Origin of the sequence: Lacibacter sediminis, from assembly GCF_014168535.1 — a bacterium.
Taxonomy (GTDB): domain Bacteria; phylum Bacteroidota; class Bacteroidia; order Chitinophagales; family Chitinophagaceae; genus Lacibacter; species Lacibacter sediminis.
Map to the genome: position 1 here is coordinate 277,749 of NZ_CP060007.1, position 13,617 is coordinate 291,365.

Below are 13,617 nucleotides of genomic sequence, written 5' to 3' on the forward strand. Positions count from 1 at the left end.
CCCGTTTACAAACGGGGCTTTACTTTTTATCCTTTCAATTTCTTCCAGTTCTCATACAATTTTTCCTGCTCGGGTCTGTCGGCAGGAATTTCCCGCAATGGTTCGCAGGCTTCCCATTCATGCATCATTTCATTCGGTAATGATTGATAGAGTTGTGTCCCCTTTGTTTTCCAAGAGATCATTTCGTCTGTTACTTCTTTTATCTTTTTTGCAGGGTTGCCCACTATTAAACTTCTTGGTTCAAACACTTCGCCTTCTTTTAGAAAACTTAATGCGCCCACAATACACTCATCACCCAACTGCACATTATCCATGATCACACTGTTCATCCCAACCAAACAATTGCGGCCAATGGTTGCGCCATGTATCACTGCCCCATGACCAATATGTGCTCCTTCTTTCAATAAAACTGTTATACCTGGAAACATATGAATCGTACAGTTCTCCTGCACATTGCATCCATCTTCCAAAACTATTCCGCCCCAATCTCCACGCAAAGCAGCGCCAGGTCCAATGTAGCAATGTTTACCAATGATCACATTGCCTGTAACCGTTGCTTGCGGATGCACAAATGATGTTTCATGTACAACGGGGATGAAGCCTTTTAATTTGTAGATCATGCTAATGTTTTACCGGTTCTGTAACAGGTGCCCTTAAACTGCGCCACCAAATGATCTTTCTGGTTGTAGATCTGGATATGATATAACCCCGTTGATCTTCCGTTGTGCAATTCTTTTGCTTCAGCAGTCAGCACATCACCTACATGAACAGGCTTAAGAAAATTGATTGAGGTATCCAGTGCTACTGATAAATTATTGCGGTTGTTGCAGGCAAATGCAAAAGCACTATCACCTAACGAAAAGGCTACACCACCATGCACAATACCAAAGCCGTTGATCATTTCAGGCCGAACGGTCATATTGATCTTACTGTATCCTTCTTTTATATCGATTACCTGTATACCCAGCCATTGACTGAACAGATCATGTTTCATCATGTGATCGACCACTTCTTTTGCTGATGGCATAATTGTTTAATTTAAGTTTAATTAAGTTGGTTTTCAAAAAACAGTAAACTCTTCTGCTTTTTTCAACCAAAAGGACGATTGATTTCAAGTGTGTGAAAGTATTGAATTTCTTAAACTCACGGCTGTAAGCTGCCTTTGATCAGAAAATCTAAAAAATACCTAACACCGCCAGCATTCCGGCGCTCAATTAAGTATAAACCGCTACTGTAAATAAGTAGTTAGTTGAACCATGTAGTAGACAAACCGATTATACAATGGGTGATTGTTCTATAAGTGAAACTGATTAGTTCGGCTACTTTTACCTCTTAATTGAACCAACGGTTCACTTTAGTCACCAATCTCCGGTATCCAAATGAAAAATCTTTTTGTATTAATTGTGTGTGCCTGTACGGTAAGTGTGAGTGCCCAAATTGGCATTGGTACGACGTCGCCAACTTCAACTTTAGATGTGAGAGGATCGCTTTCACTCAATTACAGAGCTTTCTCCAGTTCAACCACCGCCTCATCAACCGACAATACGCTTTTGTTTACCGGAAATTCAGCGGCAACTGTTACGTTGCCTGATGCTACAGGTTGCGCAGGACGGGTATACTCAATTAAAAATGCAAGTACCACAAGCCCTGTACCTGTATTAACTGTTGCTACTACATCTTCGCAAACAATTGATGGGAGTTCTGCTTTATTACTATCTAGCAACAAGTCAATTGTAACTGTTGTGAGTGATGGGGCGAATTGGAATATTATGAGCTCCGGCATTGTAAAAGCAAGAAATAATTTTGTGTTGGTGCAATCAACTGCCGACTTACCTGCACCGGTAGCGGGAATAATTACATTGGTTTCAGGTACTACATATGAAATAAACGGAACGATCGTATTAACGAGCAAGATCAACCTGAATGGATGTTATTTAATTGGGAAAGATGCCAATAATGATAAACTGATTTATTCTCCATCCAGTGGCGAGTTGTTTACAGGCACAAAAGGGGGTACCATAAAAACACTCACACTTGTAGCCAGCACAACTGGCTCCAAATTATTTAATCTTGATCTGGGTTCAACTGAAAGCCTGCTTGTACGGGATAATATTATTGCAAGTTGCAAAGATGTTGGCCTGGTAAAAGGCGGCAATATTATATTCTTTAGTGTTGTTAGTTACGTTGGTAATACAACAGGGATCACTTACGAAAATAACAACAACTTATTACTCGACAATATGGCGTGGTTCTCTACAAACGCCGGCACGTTTGAAAAACTGGTGGGTAGCTTTGGAGTAATAGAAAAACTGGGAGGATTCAGTCACTCAATGTCATCATTATCTGCCACGGGTATAGATGTAAGCGGTATTACCAGTATTAGCGATGCGGGCAATTTAAAAAACACAGCATTTCTTGGCACCGGAACAAAAGTAAATGGAAGTTTCTCAAGTAAATGGGAGGTAGAGGCACCGGGTTTAACAACAGAAAAAGATGATGTGGCAACAGGTAATCTTTATCTTACATCTGCTAATGCCACAAGTTTCTCTGGCGTTAATACACCAACCAAAGTTTTAGGAACAACAACTGCCGTAGGTCTTTTCAGAGTAAGCTCAGCAACAAACAACCGCCTGGTTTATGATGGCTCTAAAACACGTCGTTTCTCTGTCACAGGTTCTGTGAGTGTAACATCTTCTTCTGCTAATAAATATTTTTCTTTCTATATCTATAAAAACGGCGTAAAACTTCCTGAATCAGAACAAGCCATGCGTTTATCTACGGGTGTAGACAAAGGATCGTTGACAATAACCTGTACAGTACAACTTTCTACAAACGATTATATTGAAATATGGGCAGAGAATACATCTGACGGAAGCAGTATGACAGTAGAAACATTAAATCTTACTATTAAATAAGCAGGGACCATTACCTAAATGTTATGAAGAAAATAATCTGCTTACTGGTATTTTGCTCAGCCGTGCTTTTAATAAGTGCGCAGGTTGATGTTACAAATAATGGGACACTTTACATCACGGGTAATACCGATACCATTTCTGTTATTGGCAACTTTACAAATGCTTCTTCTGCATCCCTCACCAATAATGGACTGTTTTATGCAAAACAGAACTATACAAACAACCAGGCTTCAACGCCTGTTGGAACAGGTGAGTTAACGCTGAATGGAACAGGTGCACAATACATCAGTACAACAAGTACTTCGCCTTTTTATAAACTGACGATCAATAAACCCTCAGGACTCGCAACACTTGCTTCTGCTGTTACGATCAACAATACGCTGACATTCACTGCAGGTAAGTTATCACTTGACAACTACGATATGACTATGGCAAACAGTGCTGCCATTAGTGGAGCTGGTACAAATACCTACCTGATTGCTGTTGGGAGTGGTGTATTGAAACAGCAGATAGCTGCATTAGGTTCTAAAGCATTTCCTGTTGGCACTTCAGCCGCATATACACCAATTACTATTTCGTTGGCAATGTTTTCAACAACCGATGTATTTAATGTGCGAATGTTGCCTGCGGTATATGTAAATGGAACAACAGGAAATACGATGAGTTCGAACTCTGTGAATACAACATGGATGGTTTCTGAAACAGTGAATGGAGGTTCAAATGCATCGCTTACCTGTCAATGGCCTGCATCATTAGAACTGACGGGTTTCAACAGAGTATTCAGCCGTCTTGCACATTACACTTCGTCGGCATGGGATTATGGGTTGATGAATATCATGGCATCGGGGTCGAATCCTTACACAGTTACACGTGCCGGATTTACCAGCTTCTCTCCTTTTGCAGTAACGATGATGATGGCAATTTTGCCAACAGGCACACTTGAAATAATTGGCAAGAATAAGGAGAATGAAAACCTGATCAACTGGTCAACTTCATCAGAACAAAGCACTGCATATTTTGCTGTTGAAGCGTCGTTGAACGGAACTGATTTTACAGAAGCAGGCAGGGTAGTGGCAGCTGGAAACAGTAACAATGTAAGTACTTATAATTTTGTTCATCGTGAGATCAATCAGCATTCGTATTACTATCGTATAAAGCAGGTGGATGCAGATGGAAAGATTACCTATTCAAAAACCATCCGTATAAATGTTGCAGCGTTAAGAGCTGCTACACTTTATCCTAATCCTGTAAAAGATAAAACAACCATCAGTTTTTCATTACAACAGAGTTCGTCAATTACAGCGAATATCATCAATGTATCGGGCTTATTGATCAAAACAATTGGCCAGCGTTATACAAAAGGAGATCATAAAATGCATCTTGATCTGAGTATGCTCCCAGCAGGATCATACAATCTTCAGCTGAAAGATGATATAGGGAATGTGCAAACTTTCCAATTCATTAAGACCAACTAAGACTACTTGCTTACCACTGATGACAGGCCCGTTGCAATTTGTAGCGGGCTTTTTTATTTTCCGTTGAAGCTTGCCTGTCTTTTTTCGAGGAACGCATTGATGCCTTCCTGATAATCTTCAGTTGATGCAGCTTTCTGTTGAAACTGATCTTCCAGTTGCAATTGTTCTTCCCAGGAATTATTGAATGAATAATTCAATACATGCTTTGTATATGCTAAACCTTTGGTTGGCATGTTGGCTAATGTATGAGCGATCTTTTTACTCTCTGCTTCAAACAGATCAGCAGCAAATACTTTATAGATCATCCCCATTTTCTCAGCTTCTGCTGCTGAAACTTTATCACCCGTCATCATTAAGGCACTTGCTTTTTGCCAGCCGATCAATCGGGGTAGAGTAAATGTGCCGCCACTGTCGGGTATCAAACCAATTTTTGAAAATGCCTGGATGAACGATGCAGACTCTGCTGCAACAACAATATCGCAACACAAAGCAATGTTGGCACCTGCACCGGCAGCAACACCATTAACTGCTGCAATAACAGGCTTCGGTAAATTGCGGATGCGTTTAACAATAGGGTTGTAATGCTCCGATAAAATTTGTGCCAGCTCAATTTTATGTTCACCTACCAATTCACCAATATCCTGCCCTGCACTGAATGCCTTGCCTGCACCGGTGATATAGACACAACGTATTTCATGAAGTGAAGCACATTCATCGAGCCGGTTTTGTAACAGAAGTGCCATTTCACGGTTAAATGAATTGAATTTATCAGGTCGATTCAAAGTGATGTAAGCAATGGAATTTTTTATTTCAAAAAGAATGGATGACATATGCAGCAATGTTATGATTAAAAGTAGAAGTTATATATCAAAGCTTTTTACACCCTTATGTTTCAACAGAAATTCATTTACAATATCATAATCATGTTTGGGTGCACCAATCCGGTAAAGATAAACAGCATCGTTATTTTCTTTGTTCATTTTCATGCAACGAAAATTGATGTCGTGTGATGCAAAAAAGTTTTCCATCTCTTTTTTAAACTCATCGCTGGTGTCATCGGTCCTGATCTTATAATCTTTTACTTTATGCAAACGGTTAATGAAACGTTGCACAGGTTCCAACACAAACAAAGCGATCACCACCATACTGCTTACTACAACAGCAAGCGGATAATTATGATAACCAATGGCCATACCCAACGCAGCGGTGATCCAGATCAGTGCTGCCGTGGTTAATCCATTCACCGAAATACCTTCTTTAAAAATTACACCTGCACCAATAAAACCAATACCTGTTACAATGTTACTGGCGATACGATCGGGACTGACTGTGTTACTTTCTTTTGAAAGAATGGTGTACAAACAGGAGCCCACACAAATAAAGATCATAGTGCGAAAACCTGCAGGTTTACTTCTGAACTCACGTTCTAGCCCAATAACTGCACCAATGATAAATGCAATGGAAACCTGTGCAGCTTCTTCTAAGTAGATGGTAATATCCATAAGATGTATCCTTTAAACTAGCAACAAGTTAGTAAATGTAAAACAACAGTAAGGCAGGTATGCCATATTTCCAGTGAAACGCTAAATTCTAGCGGCTGTATTAAGTGTGGCATAGCTGAACACAACTAAATAAAAAAGGCCATCGTTAACCGATGGCCTTTACGTATGCAATTAAAAATGATTAAACATATTTCGTAACACCCGGTATTGCAACAGGATAATACCCATCATCATTTGGAAGAATAGGAGGTGCTGCATCCCAATCATATTTCTTTGGCTGAAGGTTGAGATTCGATGCTAATATTTTATCCCACTCAAGCATTTGACCGGAATAAGTAGCCATACGACCCATGATAGCAGTAAGTGTACTCTTTGCACCAATCTCTGCATCAGCAAATTTGTATTCGCCTTTTGCAATGGCTGCAAACAGTTCATCATGTTCATTTTGATAAGGATTGTTTTCTCCTTTTTTATCGAACTGGAAAATAGGTTTTCCTTTTGCATCAAGAATGGTTGCTGCATCACCTTTAATACTTCCTTTGGTACCAACGATCAATTCATCTACACGGCTCATAGTTCCGGGAATATGACGACACTGACTGTTCAATACCGAACCATCAGCATAAGTAAACTCAACAAAGTGATGATCAAAAATTTCACCATGATCTTTTCCTTTACGTACCTGTCTGCCGCCCATACCCTGTGCTTTCACGGGGTAAGCATCTTTAAACCAGTTCACCACATCAATATTGTGAATGTGCTGCTCAACAATATGATCACCACAAAGCCAGTTGAAATAATACCAGTTGCGCATCTGGTATTCCATTTCTGTTTGACCGTATTTGCGTTTGTTTACCCACACACCATCATTGTTCCACCAGGCTTGCGCTGATGTGATATCGCCAATTAAATTTTTACGTTTGAATAGTTCACGGTAAGAATTTTGGTAACGGCGTTGCAGACCAACAACCACATTGAGTTTTTTCTGTTTTGCAATTTCAGCAGCTTCCAGCACTTTGCGGATACCAACAGGATCAGTTGCTACCGGCTTTTCCATAAACACATGCTTGCCTTTATTTACCGCTTCTTCAAAATGTATTGGACGGAAGCCCGGAGGTGTGGTTAAGATCACCACATCGGCCAATGCAATTGCTTTTGCATACGCATCAAAGCCAACAAACTTCCGTTCTTCAGGAACATCCACTCTTCCTTTTACAGAACTGCCTGACCCATCATCTCTCGTTAATGTTTTATAACAATTATCGATACGATCACGGAATGCATCGGCCATTGCTACCAGTTTTACATTTTGCTTGGTGAGCAACGCCTGCATGGCAGCACCGGTGCCACGGCCACCACAGCCAACCAATGCAACTTTAATTGTTTCATCGGCACCTGAAAAGAAATTAGCATTTGAAAACAGCGGACTCATGATAAGACCACCGGCAAGCAGCGATGAGTTTTTTACAAAATCCCTGCGTGAATTGTTATCGTTGTTCATGAAGATGGTTTAGATATTTACAGTTTATAATTTGTTTTTTGCAACGGAGACACGGAATGCACGGAGTTGTTTTACGTACTTCGTACCTCTTACTTCGTACTTTATTCCTCTCCAAGGTATTTTTGAAAGAACGCTTCCGCTTCTTCTGCACTTGGTTGTTTCAACGGACGAATGATACGGAAACCGATAAACGGTGCATCAGCATTCCACCATTTGCTTCTTGGTATCTGCGGATCACGACGGTTCCACACGGGATCAGATTTAATCCGGTTGGCACTACGTAATTCTTTTGCTTCATCCTGGTAAGTTCCACCTTTCACTGTTCTTGGATATCGGTTCGTTGGTTCAATCAACGGGTTACTTGCTTTATCGGCAATGGTTGTGAAATAGGTTTCACTGTATTGATCCAACACCCACTCACCAACATTACCCAACATATCATATAATCCCCAGGCATTCGGCTGCTTCTCTCCAACTTTATGATATCGGTTATCACTATTGTTTTTAAACCAACCGTATTTCTCTAATTGCTTTACATCAGTTCCGAATGGATAAGCAGTTGTTGAGCCTGCACGGCAAGCATATTCCCATTCGGCTTCTGTTGGCAAACGAAAGAACACACCGGTTTTTTTATATAACCATTTGCAATACATCAATGCACCATACTGCTGCATACTGTTGGCAGGAAAGCCGCCTTCCTTGCCCATGCCCAGTGTCATATCAATATAAGGAGAGCTGGGTCTTGTTACTGCATCAACTGCTGTATTCTGGCTAATCGATTCATCGAGAAAAAATGCATTGAACTCATCATACGTTACTTCATACGCACCTATCCAGAATGCATCTACGTTTACCTGGCGTTGCGGTGTTTCATCTGCTTCTTTCAGTTTATCCGCATCACTGCTGCCCATCATGAATGATCCGGCAGGGATGGCAACCATTTTACTTTGGAAAACACTTGAAGGAATGGCTTGAAGATAACTACGAAATGATGTATCAGTAGTTTGTGCCTGCACAATTGCAGCCGCAGCAAGAATCGGAATGGCGAGTAAAAGCTTCTTCATAACAATAAAGGGAAGATGGAAATTACTGAATCTAATGGTTACAAGTGTTAGCGAAATGTAAATGGGCGTTTTTCTTTCTGTGAAACCGTTTGCGCAGCTGGATAAATCGAGTTCGTATTTCTTAAACATAGTCGTTAAATTGAGAACCCAAACAATCAACTATGCAACGCAGACAATTTCTTCAGCAATCGGTATTGGCAGGCGCAGCTGCTGTAACAGGTACAAGTGCTTTGGCTGAATCAAACAAATTCCAGGCAGCAGAAAAACCTTTTCAGTTAGATTATGCTTTTCATGCAGGCATGTTTAAAAATCATGCTGGTGATAGTTTTCTTGATCAGATACGCTGGGCTTATGATCAGGGTTTCCGCAGTATTGAAGACAATGGTATGATGAGCCGCTCTGCAGATGAGCAGAAAAAGATCGGCGATCTGTTGGCGAAGCTGGGGATGCGTATGGGTGTGTTTGTGATTACATCTGATAACTGGCATTGGATCACATCGCTCACCAGCGGTAAACAGGAGTGGGTCGATAAGATGATGAAAGACTGTAAAACAGCAGTTGAAGTGGCCAAGCGTTGTAATGCAAAATGGTTGACGGTTGTGCCCGGCAATTATGATCGGCGCTTGTCGATGGATATGCAAACAGCAAATGTAATTACTGCCTTACGCAAAGGCGCTGAAATTTTAGAGCCGCATGGTTTGATCATGGTATTGGAAGCGTTGAGCGATAACAATGATCTCTTCTTACGTGGTACCGATCAAACGTATATGATCTGCAAAGCAGTGAACAGTCCGTCGTGTAAGTTTTTGTTTGATATGTATCATATGCAGCGCAACGAAGGCAATATAATTGCATCCATCGATCGTGTGTGGGAAGAGACTGGTTACTTCCAGATTGGAGATAACCCCGGCCGTAAAGAACCCGGCACCGGTGAAATGAATTACAAGAACATCTTCAAACATATTCACAAGAAAGGCTTCAAAGGAATTATGGGGATGGAACATGGTAATGCAGCGCCGGGTAAAGAAGGGGAGCTGGCATTGATCAAAGCGTATCGGGAAGCAGACAGCTTCTGATGATTTTAGATTGCAGAATTACGATTTCAGATTTGGTAATGAAGCATCGTATCAATCTGCAATCGCCAATCTAAAATCTGCAATCCTCAATGGCATTTAAAATAATCGAACGGCTCTTTGCAATCGTCGCATTGATACAATGCTTTGCAGGCTGTTGATCCAAACTCGCTGATGCGGTGTGTGTGATGGGAATTGCAGTGCGGACATTGCACCGCTTCATTTGGGGCAAATAACTGATCGTTACAAACCTGTTGTTTTGGATTAGGAGGAGCGATGCCGTATTGTTTCAGTTTTTCTTTTCCTGCTTCTGTCATCCAATCGGTGGTCCATGCAGGCGAAAGTACAGAAGTAACTTTCACTTGTTTATATCCCTGCTCGGCTAATGCAAGACGAATGTTCATGGCAATCATATCCATGGCCGGGCAACCCGTGTAAGTAGGTGTTATGATGATTTCAATGCCCCCATCCCCTAAAGGGGTGTTTAAAAACTTTACTTCTCTTACAATTCCCAAATCAAGCACCGTTAACACAGGAACTTCCGGATCAACTACCGTACTAAGTATCGACCAGATTTTTTGTTCTGAGGTTGAAGAGATGATATGTTGCTGTTCACTATTCATGATGTGCGATAATAACTCCCCTTCAGGGGATGGGGGTTTTACCACTTCGCTCCGGGATAAGTCCGTTGCAGGTACTGTAATTCTGTTAAGATATAGCCGAGCTGTTCTGTATGAACTCCTTTCTTACCGCCACTCTGCATAAATACATTTTCAGGAACAGGAAGTTTTGCTTCATCAAAGACAGCCGTTACTTTTTCTGTCCATGTTTGTTTGATTGAAGCAAGATCAATGCCCATTGCTGTTTCATAATCTGCAGCTTCAAACAGTTCACCGGTGTAACGCCACAGTTCATCAATGGCATGGAGCATGCGTTTATGACTTTCATCAGTACCATCGCCCAAACGAATCACCCATTCGCTGCTCCAGCGAAGATGATAGGTTGTTTCTTTAATAGCTTTTGCTGCAATAGCTGCCAACTGTTCATCCTTGGTTTGTTGCAGTTGCTGAAATAATAAATGTTGAAACTGGCTGTAAAGAAACTGACGTAAAATGCTTTGCCCCCAATCGCCACTTTCCAGTTCAACCAATAATAAATTTTTAAACTCACGTTCGGTTCGCAGGTATGCTAATGAATCTTCAGTTGATCCATTGTTCATTATTGTTGCAGCGTATTGATAAAAATTTCGTGATTGACCGAGTAAGTCTAATGAAATATTGGTGATGGCAATATCCTGTTCCAATATGGGCCCATGTCCACACCATTCACTATTCCGTTGCGAAAGAATTAGTGTTGTATCTGCTAAGTGTAGTGTATAATCTATCAGTGAAGCGCTCATCAATAAAATCGTTTAATCAGTTTTCCTCAGTGGTTACATATGCTTCACCTCATCGGGCAAATCATAAAAAGTAGGATGACGGTAAACTTTATCATTCGCTGGATCGTATAAACTTTCTGCTTCATCGGGATTGCTGGCATGAATGTATTTGCTTTCCACCACCCAGATGCTTACGCCTTCCATACGTCTTGTATAAACATCTCTTGCATTTTCAATCGCCATTTGTGCGTCAGCAGCTTTTAAACTACCCACATGTTTATGATCAAGACCCTGCTTGCTGCGAATAAACACTTCCCATAGTGGCCAAGCCGTAGTATCGGCTTGTGTTTGATAGTTACTGCCACCCCCTTTTTCTTCAGGTATATCGCCGTAATAAAATTTTCTTATCTGAAAGTTCATAATTGCTGTTGTTAAGTTTACTTACGCTGCTGCTAAAGCCCCTTTCGGGGTTTGGGGTTGTTGTTTTCTTTTTTCTGCATGCGCTGCAGCTGCTTCACGTACCCATCTTCCTTCTTCATGCGCTTTGCGGCGTGCTTCTAAACGTTGTTTATTACAAGGACCATTTCCTTTCACCACATTCCAGAATTCATTCCAATCTATTTCACCAAAATCATAGTGACCACGTTCTTCATTCCATTTCAAATGCGGATCGGGCAAAGTCATACCTAATAATTTTACCTGCTCCACACACATATCTACAAACTGCTGGCGCAGTTCATCATTTGTTTTGCGTTTGATCTTCCACTTCATACTTTGATCGCTGTTGGTGCTTTCACTATCCTTTGGTCCAAACATCATCAGGCTTGGCCACCACCATCTGTTGATGGCATCCTGGCACATCGCTTTTTGTTCATCGGTTCCTTTTGATAAAACCAATAACGATTCAAAACCCTGACGCTGATGGAAACTTTCTTCTTTGCAAATTCGCACCATCGCTCTTGCGTATGGTCCGTAACTGGTGCGGCACAACATTACCTGGTTCAGGATGGCAGCACCATCAACCAACCAGCCGATGGCGCCCATATCGGCCCATGTTAATGTGGGATAATTAAAGATGGAAGAATATTTGGCTTTGCCACTATGCAAGTCGTCGATCATTTGTTCCCTGCTCATGCCCAATGTTTCAGCGGCACAGTAGAGATATAAACCATGACCGGCTTCGTCCTGCACTTTGGCCATTAGAATGGCTTTGCGTTTCAGTGATGGCGCACGACTGATCCAGTTGCCTTCGGGCAACATGCCTACAATTTCACTATGAGCATGCTGACTGATCTGCCGGATATTCGTTTTCCGGTAGGCATCGGGCATCCATTCCTTGGGTTCGATCTTGACTTCTTCGTCAATTTTTTTCTGGAATATTTGTTCTAAATCATGTACCGACATAACATTCACTTTAGTCCACAAATTTAACGATAACTAACGTCTGTTTGTGGTTTTTGTTTAGCGATTGTCTGTACTGATTGATCTCATGCAAAATGTGAGTGCTTACTTCACATCAAAATCTACTGTTACCTTATCGGTAACGGGGTGGCTTTGGCAGGTAAGGATAAAACCCTGTTCAATTTCTTCCTGCTCCAAACCCCAATGTACGTCCATTTTTACTTCACCTTCCAGCAGCTTGGCTTTGCAGGTGCAGCATACACCGCCTTTGCAGGCATAAGGAACATCGGCACCCTCATGCATAGCTGCATCGAGGATTGTTGTATTGCTGTTGAGTGGAATCGAAAAATCAAAACTCCTTCCATCTAACTTAACCGTGATCTTACTTTGCGGGCCATCTTCTTCGTACTTCGTACTTCTTACCTCCGACTTCTTATTCTGTCCCGGTGTAGTAAATAATTCAAAATGAATTTTCTTATCACTCACGCCATTGCTTTCTAAAAAATCTTTTACCGAAAATATCATTTCTTCCGGTCCGCAGATAAAAAACTCATCTACAGTTTTTACATCCAGCAGTTTGCTGAAAAGATCGCTGCATTTGTCTTTTGTAATTCTGCCGAAATTTAGATCTGCATCTGTTTTTTCCCTGCTTAACATATGAATAAGGTTAAACCGGTTGATGTATTTATTCTTCAACCCTTCCAGTTCTTCAAAGAAGATAATGGATGAACGGGTTTTATTTCCATACACCAATGTGAACGTACTATCCGGTTCAATTACCAGCGTTGTTTTGATAATAGAAAGAAGAGGCGTGATGCCACTGCCTGCAGCAAAAGCCACATAGTTTTTTCTGTTGGATGTATCAAGTGTTGTGTAGAAACGACCGATCGGGGTCATTACTTCCAACATATCATTCTTCTTGAGTTGCTCGTTGGCAAAGCTTGAAAACAAACCACCATCTACTTTCTTGATAGCTACTTTCAGTTGATGCTCCAATGGGCTGCTGCAAATAGAATAAGTGCGTCTTACCTCTTCGCCATTGATTGTAGAACGCATGGTAAGACTCTGTCCTTGTGTAAACTCAAAAGCTTCTTTTAAAGTTTCCGGCACATCAAACAAAACAGAAACACAATCACTTGTTTCTTTCTTTACTTCTTTAACTCTCAGTTCATGAAAATGGATAGACATATGCAATCAAAAAAATTAATACAGCTTTGTTCTGCAACTCAGTTAACGGTTGGTATATGCAAAAGGTTGTCCGTTAGCGCCATAAGCTGTAAACTTAAATGGCACAGCGCAAATAAAAAA

At 41.1% G+C, this 13,617-nt stretch carries 14 protein-coding genes; 3 read left to right on the top strand and 11 right to left on the bottom strand.

The window, feature by feature from the left end; genetic code table 11:
* Positions 1–26: 26 nt before the first annotated feature.
* Together H4075_RS01285 and paaI are read right to left on the bottom strand one after the other, a co-directional pair.
* Positions 27–620 carry an acyltransferase gene (locus H4075_RS01285; protein WP_182803412.1) on the bottom strand — a complete coding sequence of 198 codons (594 nt, stop codon included), beginning with the start codon at positions 618–620 and terminating at the stop codon, positions 27–29.
* A complete protein-coding gene (gene paaI / locus H4075_RS01290) occupies positions 617–1,027 on the bottom strand; it encodes a hydroxyphenylacetyl-CoA thioesterase PaaI (protein ID WP_182803414.1) in 411 nt (136 codons plus the stop codon). Before paaI ends, H4075_RS01285 begins: the two co-directional genes overlap by 4 nt.
* A gap of 352 nt (positions 1,028–1,379) precedes the next feature.
* Between paaI and H4075_RS01295 the strand changes: the two genes are divergently transcribed.
* Together H4075_RS01295 and H4075_RS01300 are read left to right on the top strand one after the other, a co-directional pair.
* Positions 1,380–2,915, top strand: a complete 1,536-nt coding sequence (locus H4075_RS01295; RefSeq protein WP_182803416.1) for a hypothetical protein — start codon at positions 1,380–1,382, stop codon at positions 2,913–2,915.
* A 23-nt stretch (positions 2,916–2,938) separates the two neighbouring features.
* On the top strand, positions 2,939–4,390 hold the full coding sequence (locus tag H4075_RS01300) for a T9SS type A sorting domain-containing protein (protein ID WP_182803418.1): 1,452 nt from the start codon (positions 2,939–2,941) through the stop codon (positions 4,388–4,390).
* 53 nt (positions 4,391–4,443) lie between these two features.
* Here the strand turns inward: H4075_RS01300 and H4075_RS01305 are convergent, their stop codons facing one another.
* The 4 genes from H4075_RS01305 to H4075_RS01320 all read right to left on the bottom strand — a co-directional run bounded on the left by H4075_RS01305 (position 4,444) and on the right by H4075_RS01320 (position 8,457).
* Positions 4,444–5,220, bottom strand: a complete 777-nt coding sequence (locus H4075_RS01305) for an enoyl-CoA hydratase-related protein (protein WP_182803420.1) — start codon at positions 5,218–5,220, stop codon at positions 4,444–4,446.
* A gap of 30 nt (positions 5,221–5,250) precedes the next feature.
* Positions 5,251–5,892 (bottom strand): MgtC/SapB family protein, encoded by a 642-nt coding sequence (locus H4075_RS01310; RefSeq protein ID WP_182803422.1) that lies wholly within the window; start codon positions 5,890–5,892, stop codon positions 5,251–5,253.
* A 181-nt stretch (positions 5,893–6,073) separates the two neighbouring features.
* Positions 6,074–7,393 (bottom strand): Gfo/Idh/MocA family protein, encoded by a 1,320-nt coding sequence (locus H4075_RS01315; protein WP_182803423.1) that lies wholly within the window; start codon positions 7,391–7,393, stop codon positions 6,074–6,076.
* 101 nt (positions 7,394–7,494) lie between these two features.
* Positions 7,495–8,457, bottom strand: a complete 963-nt coding sequence (locus tag H4075_RS01320) for a formylglycine-generating enzyme family protein (RefSeq protein WP_182803425.1) — start codon at positions 8,455–8,457, stop codon at positions 7,495–7,497.
* Positions 8,458–8,618: 161 nt separating this feature from the next.
* Between H4075_RS01320 and H4075_RS01325 the strand changes: the two genes are divergently transcribed.
* Positions 8,619–9,533, top strand: coding sequence for a TIM barrel protein (locus tag H4075_RS01325; RefSeq protein WP_182803427.1), 915 nt, complete (start codon positions 8,619–8,621; stop codon positions 9,531–9,533).
* Between the two features lie 86 nt (positions 9,534–9,619).
* Here the strand turns inward: H4075_RS01325 and paaD are convergent, their stop codons facing one another.
* From paaD to paaE, 5 genes are all read right to left on the bottom strand, one after another.
* Entirely contained in the window at positions 9,620–10,153 is a 534-nt protein-coding gene (paaD, locus tag H4075_RS01330) for a 1,2-phenylacetyl-CoA epoxidase subunit PaaD (RefSeq protein ID WP_182803429.1), read from the bottom strand.
* 38 nt (positions 10,154–10,191) lie between these two features.
* A complete protein-coding gene (gene paaC, locus H4075_RS01335) occupies positions 10,192–10,929 on the bottom strand; it encodes a 1,2-phenylacetyl-CoA epoxidase subunit PaaC (RefSeq protein ID WP_182803431.1) in 738 nt (245 codons plus the stop codon).
* Positions 10,930–10,962: 33 nt separating this feature from the next.
* Positions 10,963–11,328 carry a 1,2-phenylacetyl-CoA epoxidase subunit PaaB gene (gene paaB, locus H4075_RS01340; RefSeq protein ID WP_182803433.1) on the bottom strand — a complete coding sequence of 122 codons (366 nt, stop codon included), beginning with the start codon at positions 11,326–11,328 and terminating at the stop codon, positions 10,963–10,965.
* Positions 11,329–11,349: 21 nt separating this feature from the next.
* Positions 11,350–12,312, bottom strand: coding sequence for a 1,2-phenylacetyl-CoA epoxidase subunit PaaA (paaA, locus tag H4075_RS01345; protein ID WP_182803435.1), 963 nt, complete (start codon positions 12,310–12,312; stop codon positions 11,350–11,352).
* Between the two features lie 102 nt (positions 12,313–12,414).
* Complete coding sequence (gene paaE, locus H4075_RS01350) at positions 12,415–13,497, bottom strand: 1,2-phenylacetyl-CoA epoxidase subunit PaaE (protein ID WP_182803436.1); 1,083 nt, start codon at positions 13,495–13,497, stop codon at positions 12,415–12,417.
* Between the last annotated feature and the right edge of the window lie 120 nt (positions 13,498–13,617).

Coding starts and splice junctions, on each gene's coding strand:
- H4075_RS01285 (WP_182803412.1), bottom strand. CDS start 620: ATGATCTACAAATTAAAAGGCTTCATCCCCGTTGTACATGAAACATCA.
- paaI (WP_182803414.1), bottom strand. CDS start 1,027: ATGCCATCAGCAAAAGAAGTGGTCGATCACATGATGAAACATGATCTG.
- H4075_RS01295 (WP_182803416.1), top strand. CDS start 1,380: ATGAAAAATCTTTTTGTATTAATTGTGTGTGCCTGTACGGTAAGTGTG.
- H4075_RS01300 (WP_182803418.1), top strand. CDS start 2,939: ATGAAGAAAATAATCTGCTTACTGGTATTTTGCTCAGCCGTGCTTTTA.
- H4075_RS01305 (WP_182803420.1), bottom strand. CDS start 5,220: ATGTCATCCATTCTTTTTGAAATAAAAAATTCCATTGCTTACATCACT.
- H4075_RS01310 (WP_182803422.1), bottom strand. CDS start 5,892: ATGGATATTACCATCTACTTAGAAGAAGCTGCACAGGTTTCCATTGCA.
- H4075_RS01315 (WP_182803423.1), bottom strand. CDS start 7,393: ATGAACAACGATAACAATTCACGCAGGGATTTTGTAAAAAACTCATCG.
- H4075_RS01320 (WP_182803425.1), bottom strand. CDS start 8,457: ATGAAGAAGCTTTTACTCGCCATTCCGATTCTTGCTGCGGCTGCAATT.
- H4075_RS01325 (WP_182803427.1), top strand. CDS start 8,619: ATGCAACGCAGACAATTTCTTCAGCAATCGGTATTGGCAGGCGCAGCT.
- paaD (WP_182803429.1), bottom strand. CDS start 10,153: ATGAATAGTGAACAGCAACATATCATCTCTTCAACCTCAGAACAAAAA.
- paaC (WP_182803431.1), bottom strand. CDS start 10,929: ATGAGCGCTTCACTGATAGATTATACACTACACTTAGCAGATACAACA.
- paaB (WP_182803433.1), bottom strand. CDS start 11,328: ATGAACTTTCAGATAAGAAAATTTTATTACGGCGATATACCTGAAGAA.
- paaA (WP_182803435.1), bottom strand. CDS start 12,312: ATGTCGGTACATGATTTAGAACAAATATTCCAGAAAAAAATTGACGAA.
- paaE (WP_182803436.1), bottom strand. CDS start 13,497: ATGTCTATCCATTTTCATGAACTGAGAGTTAAAGAAGTAAAGAAAGAA.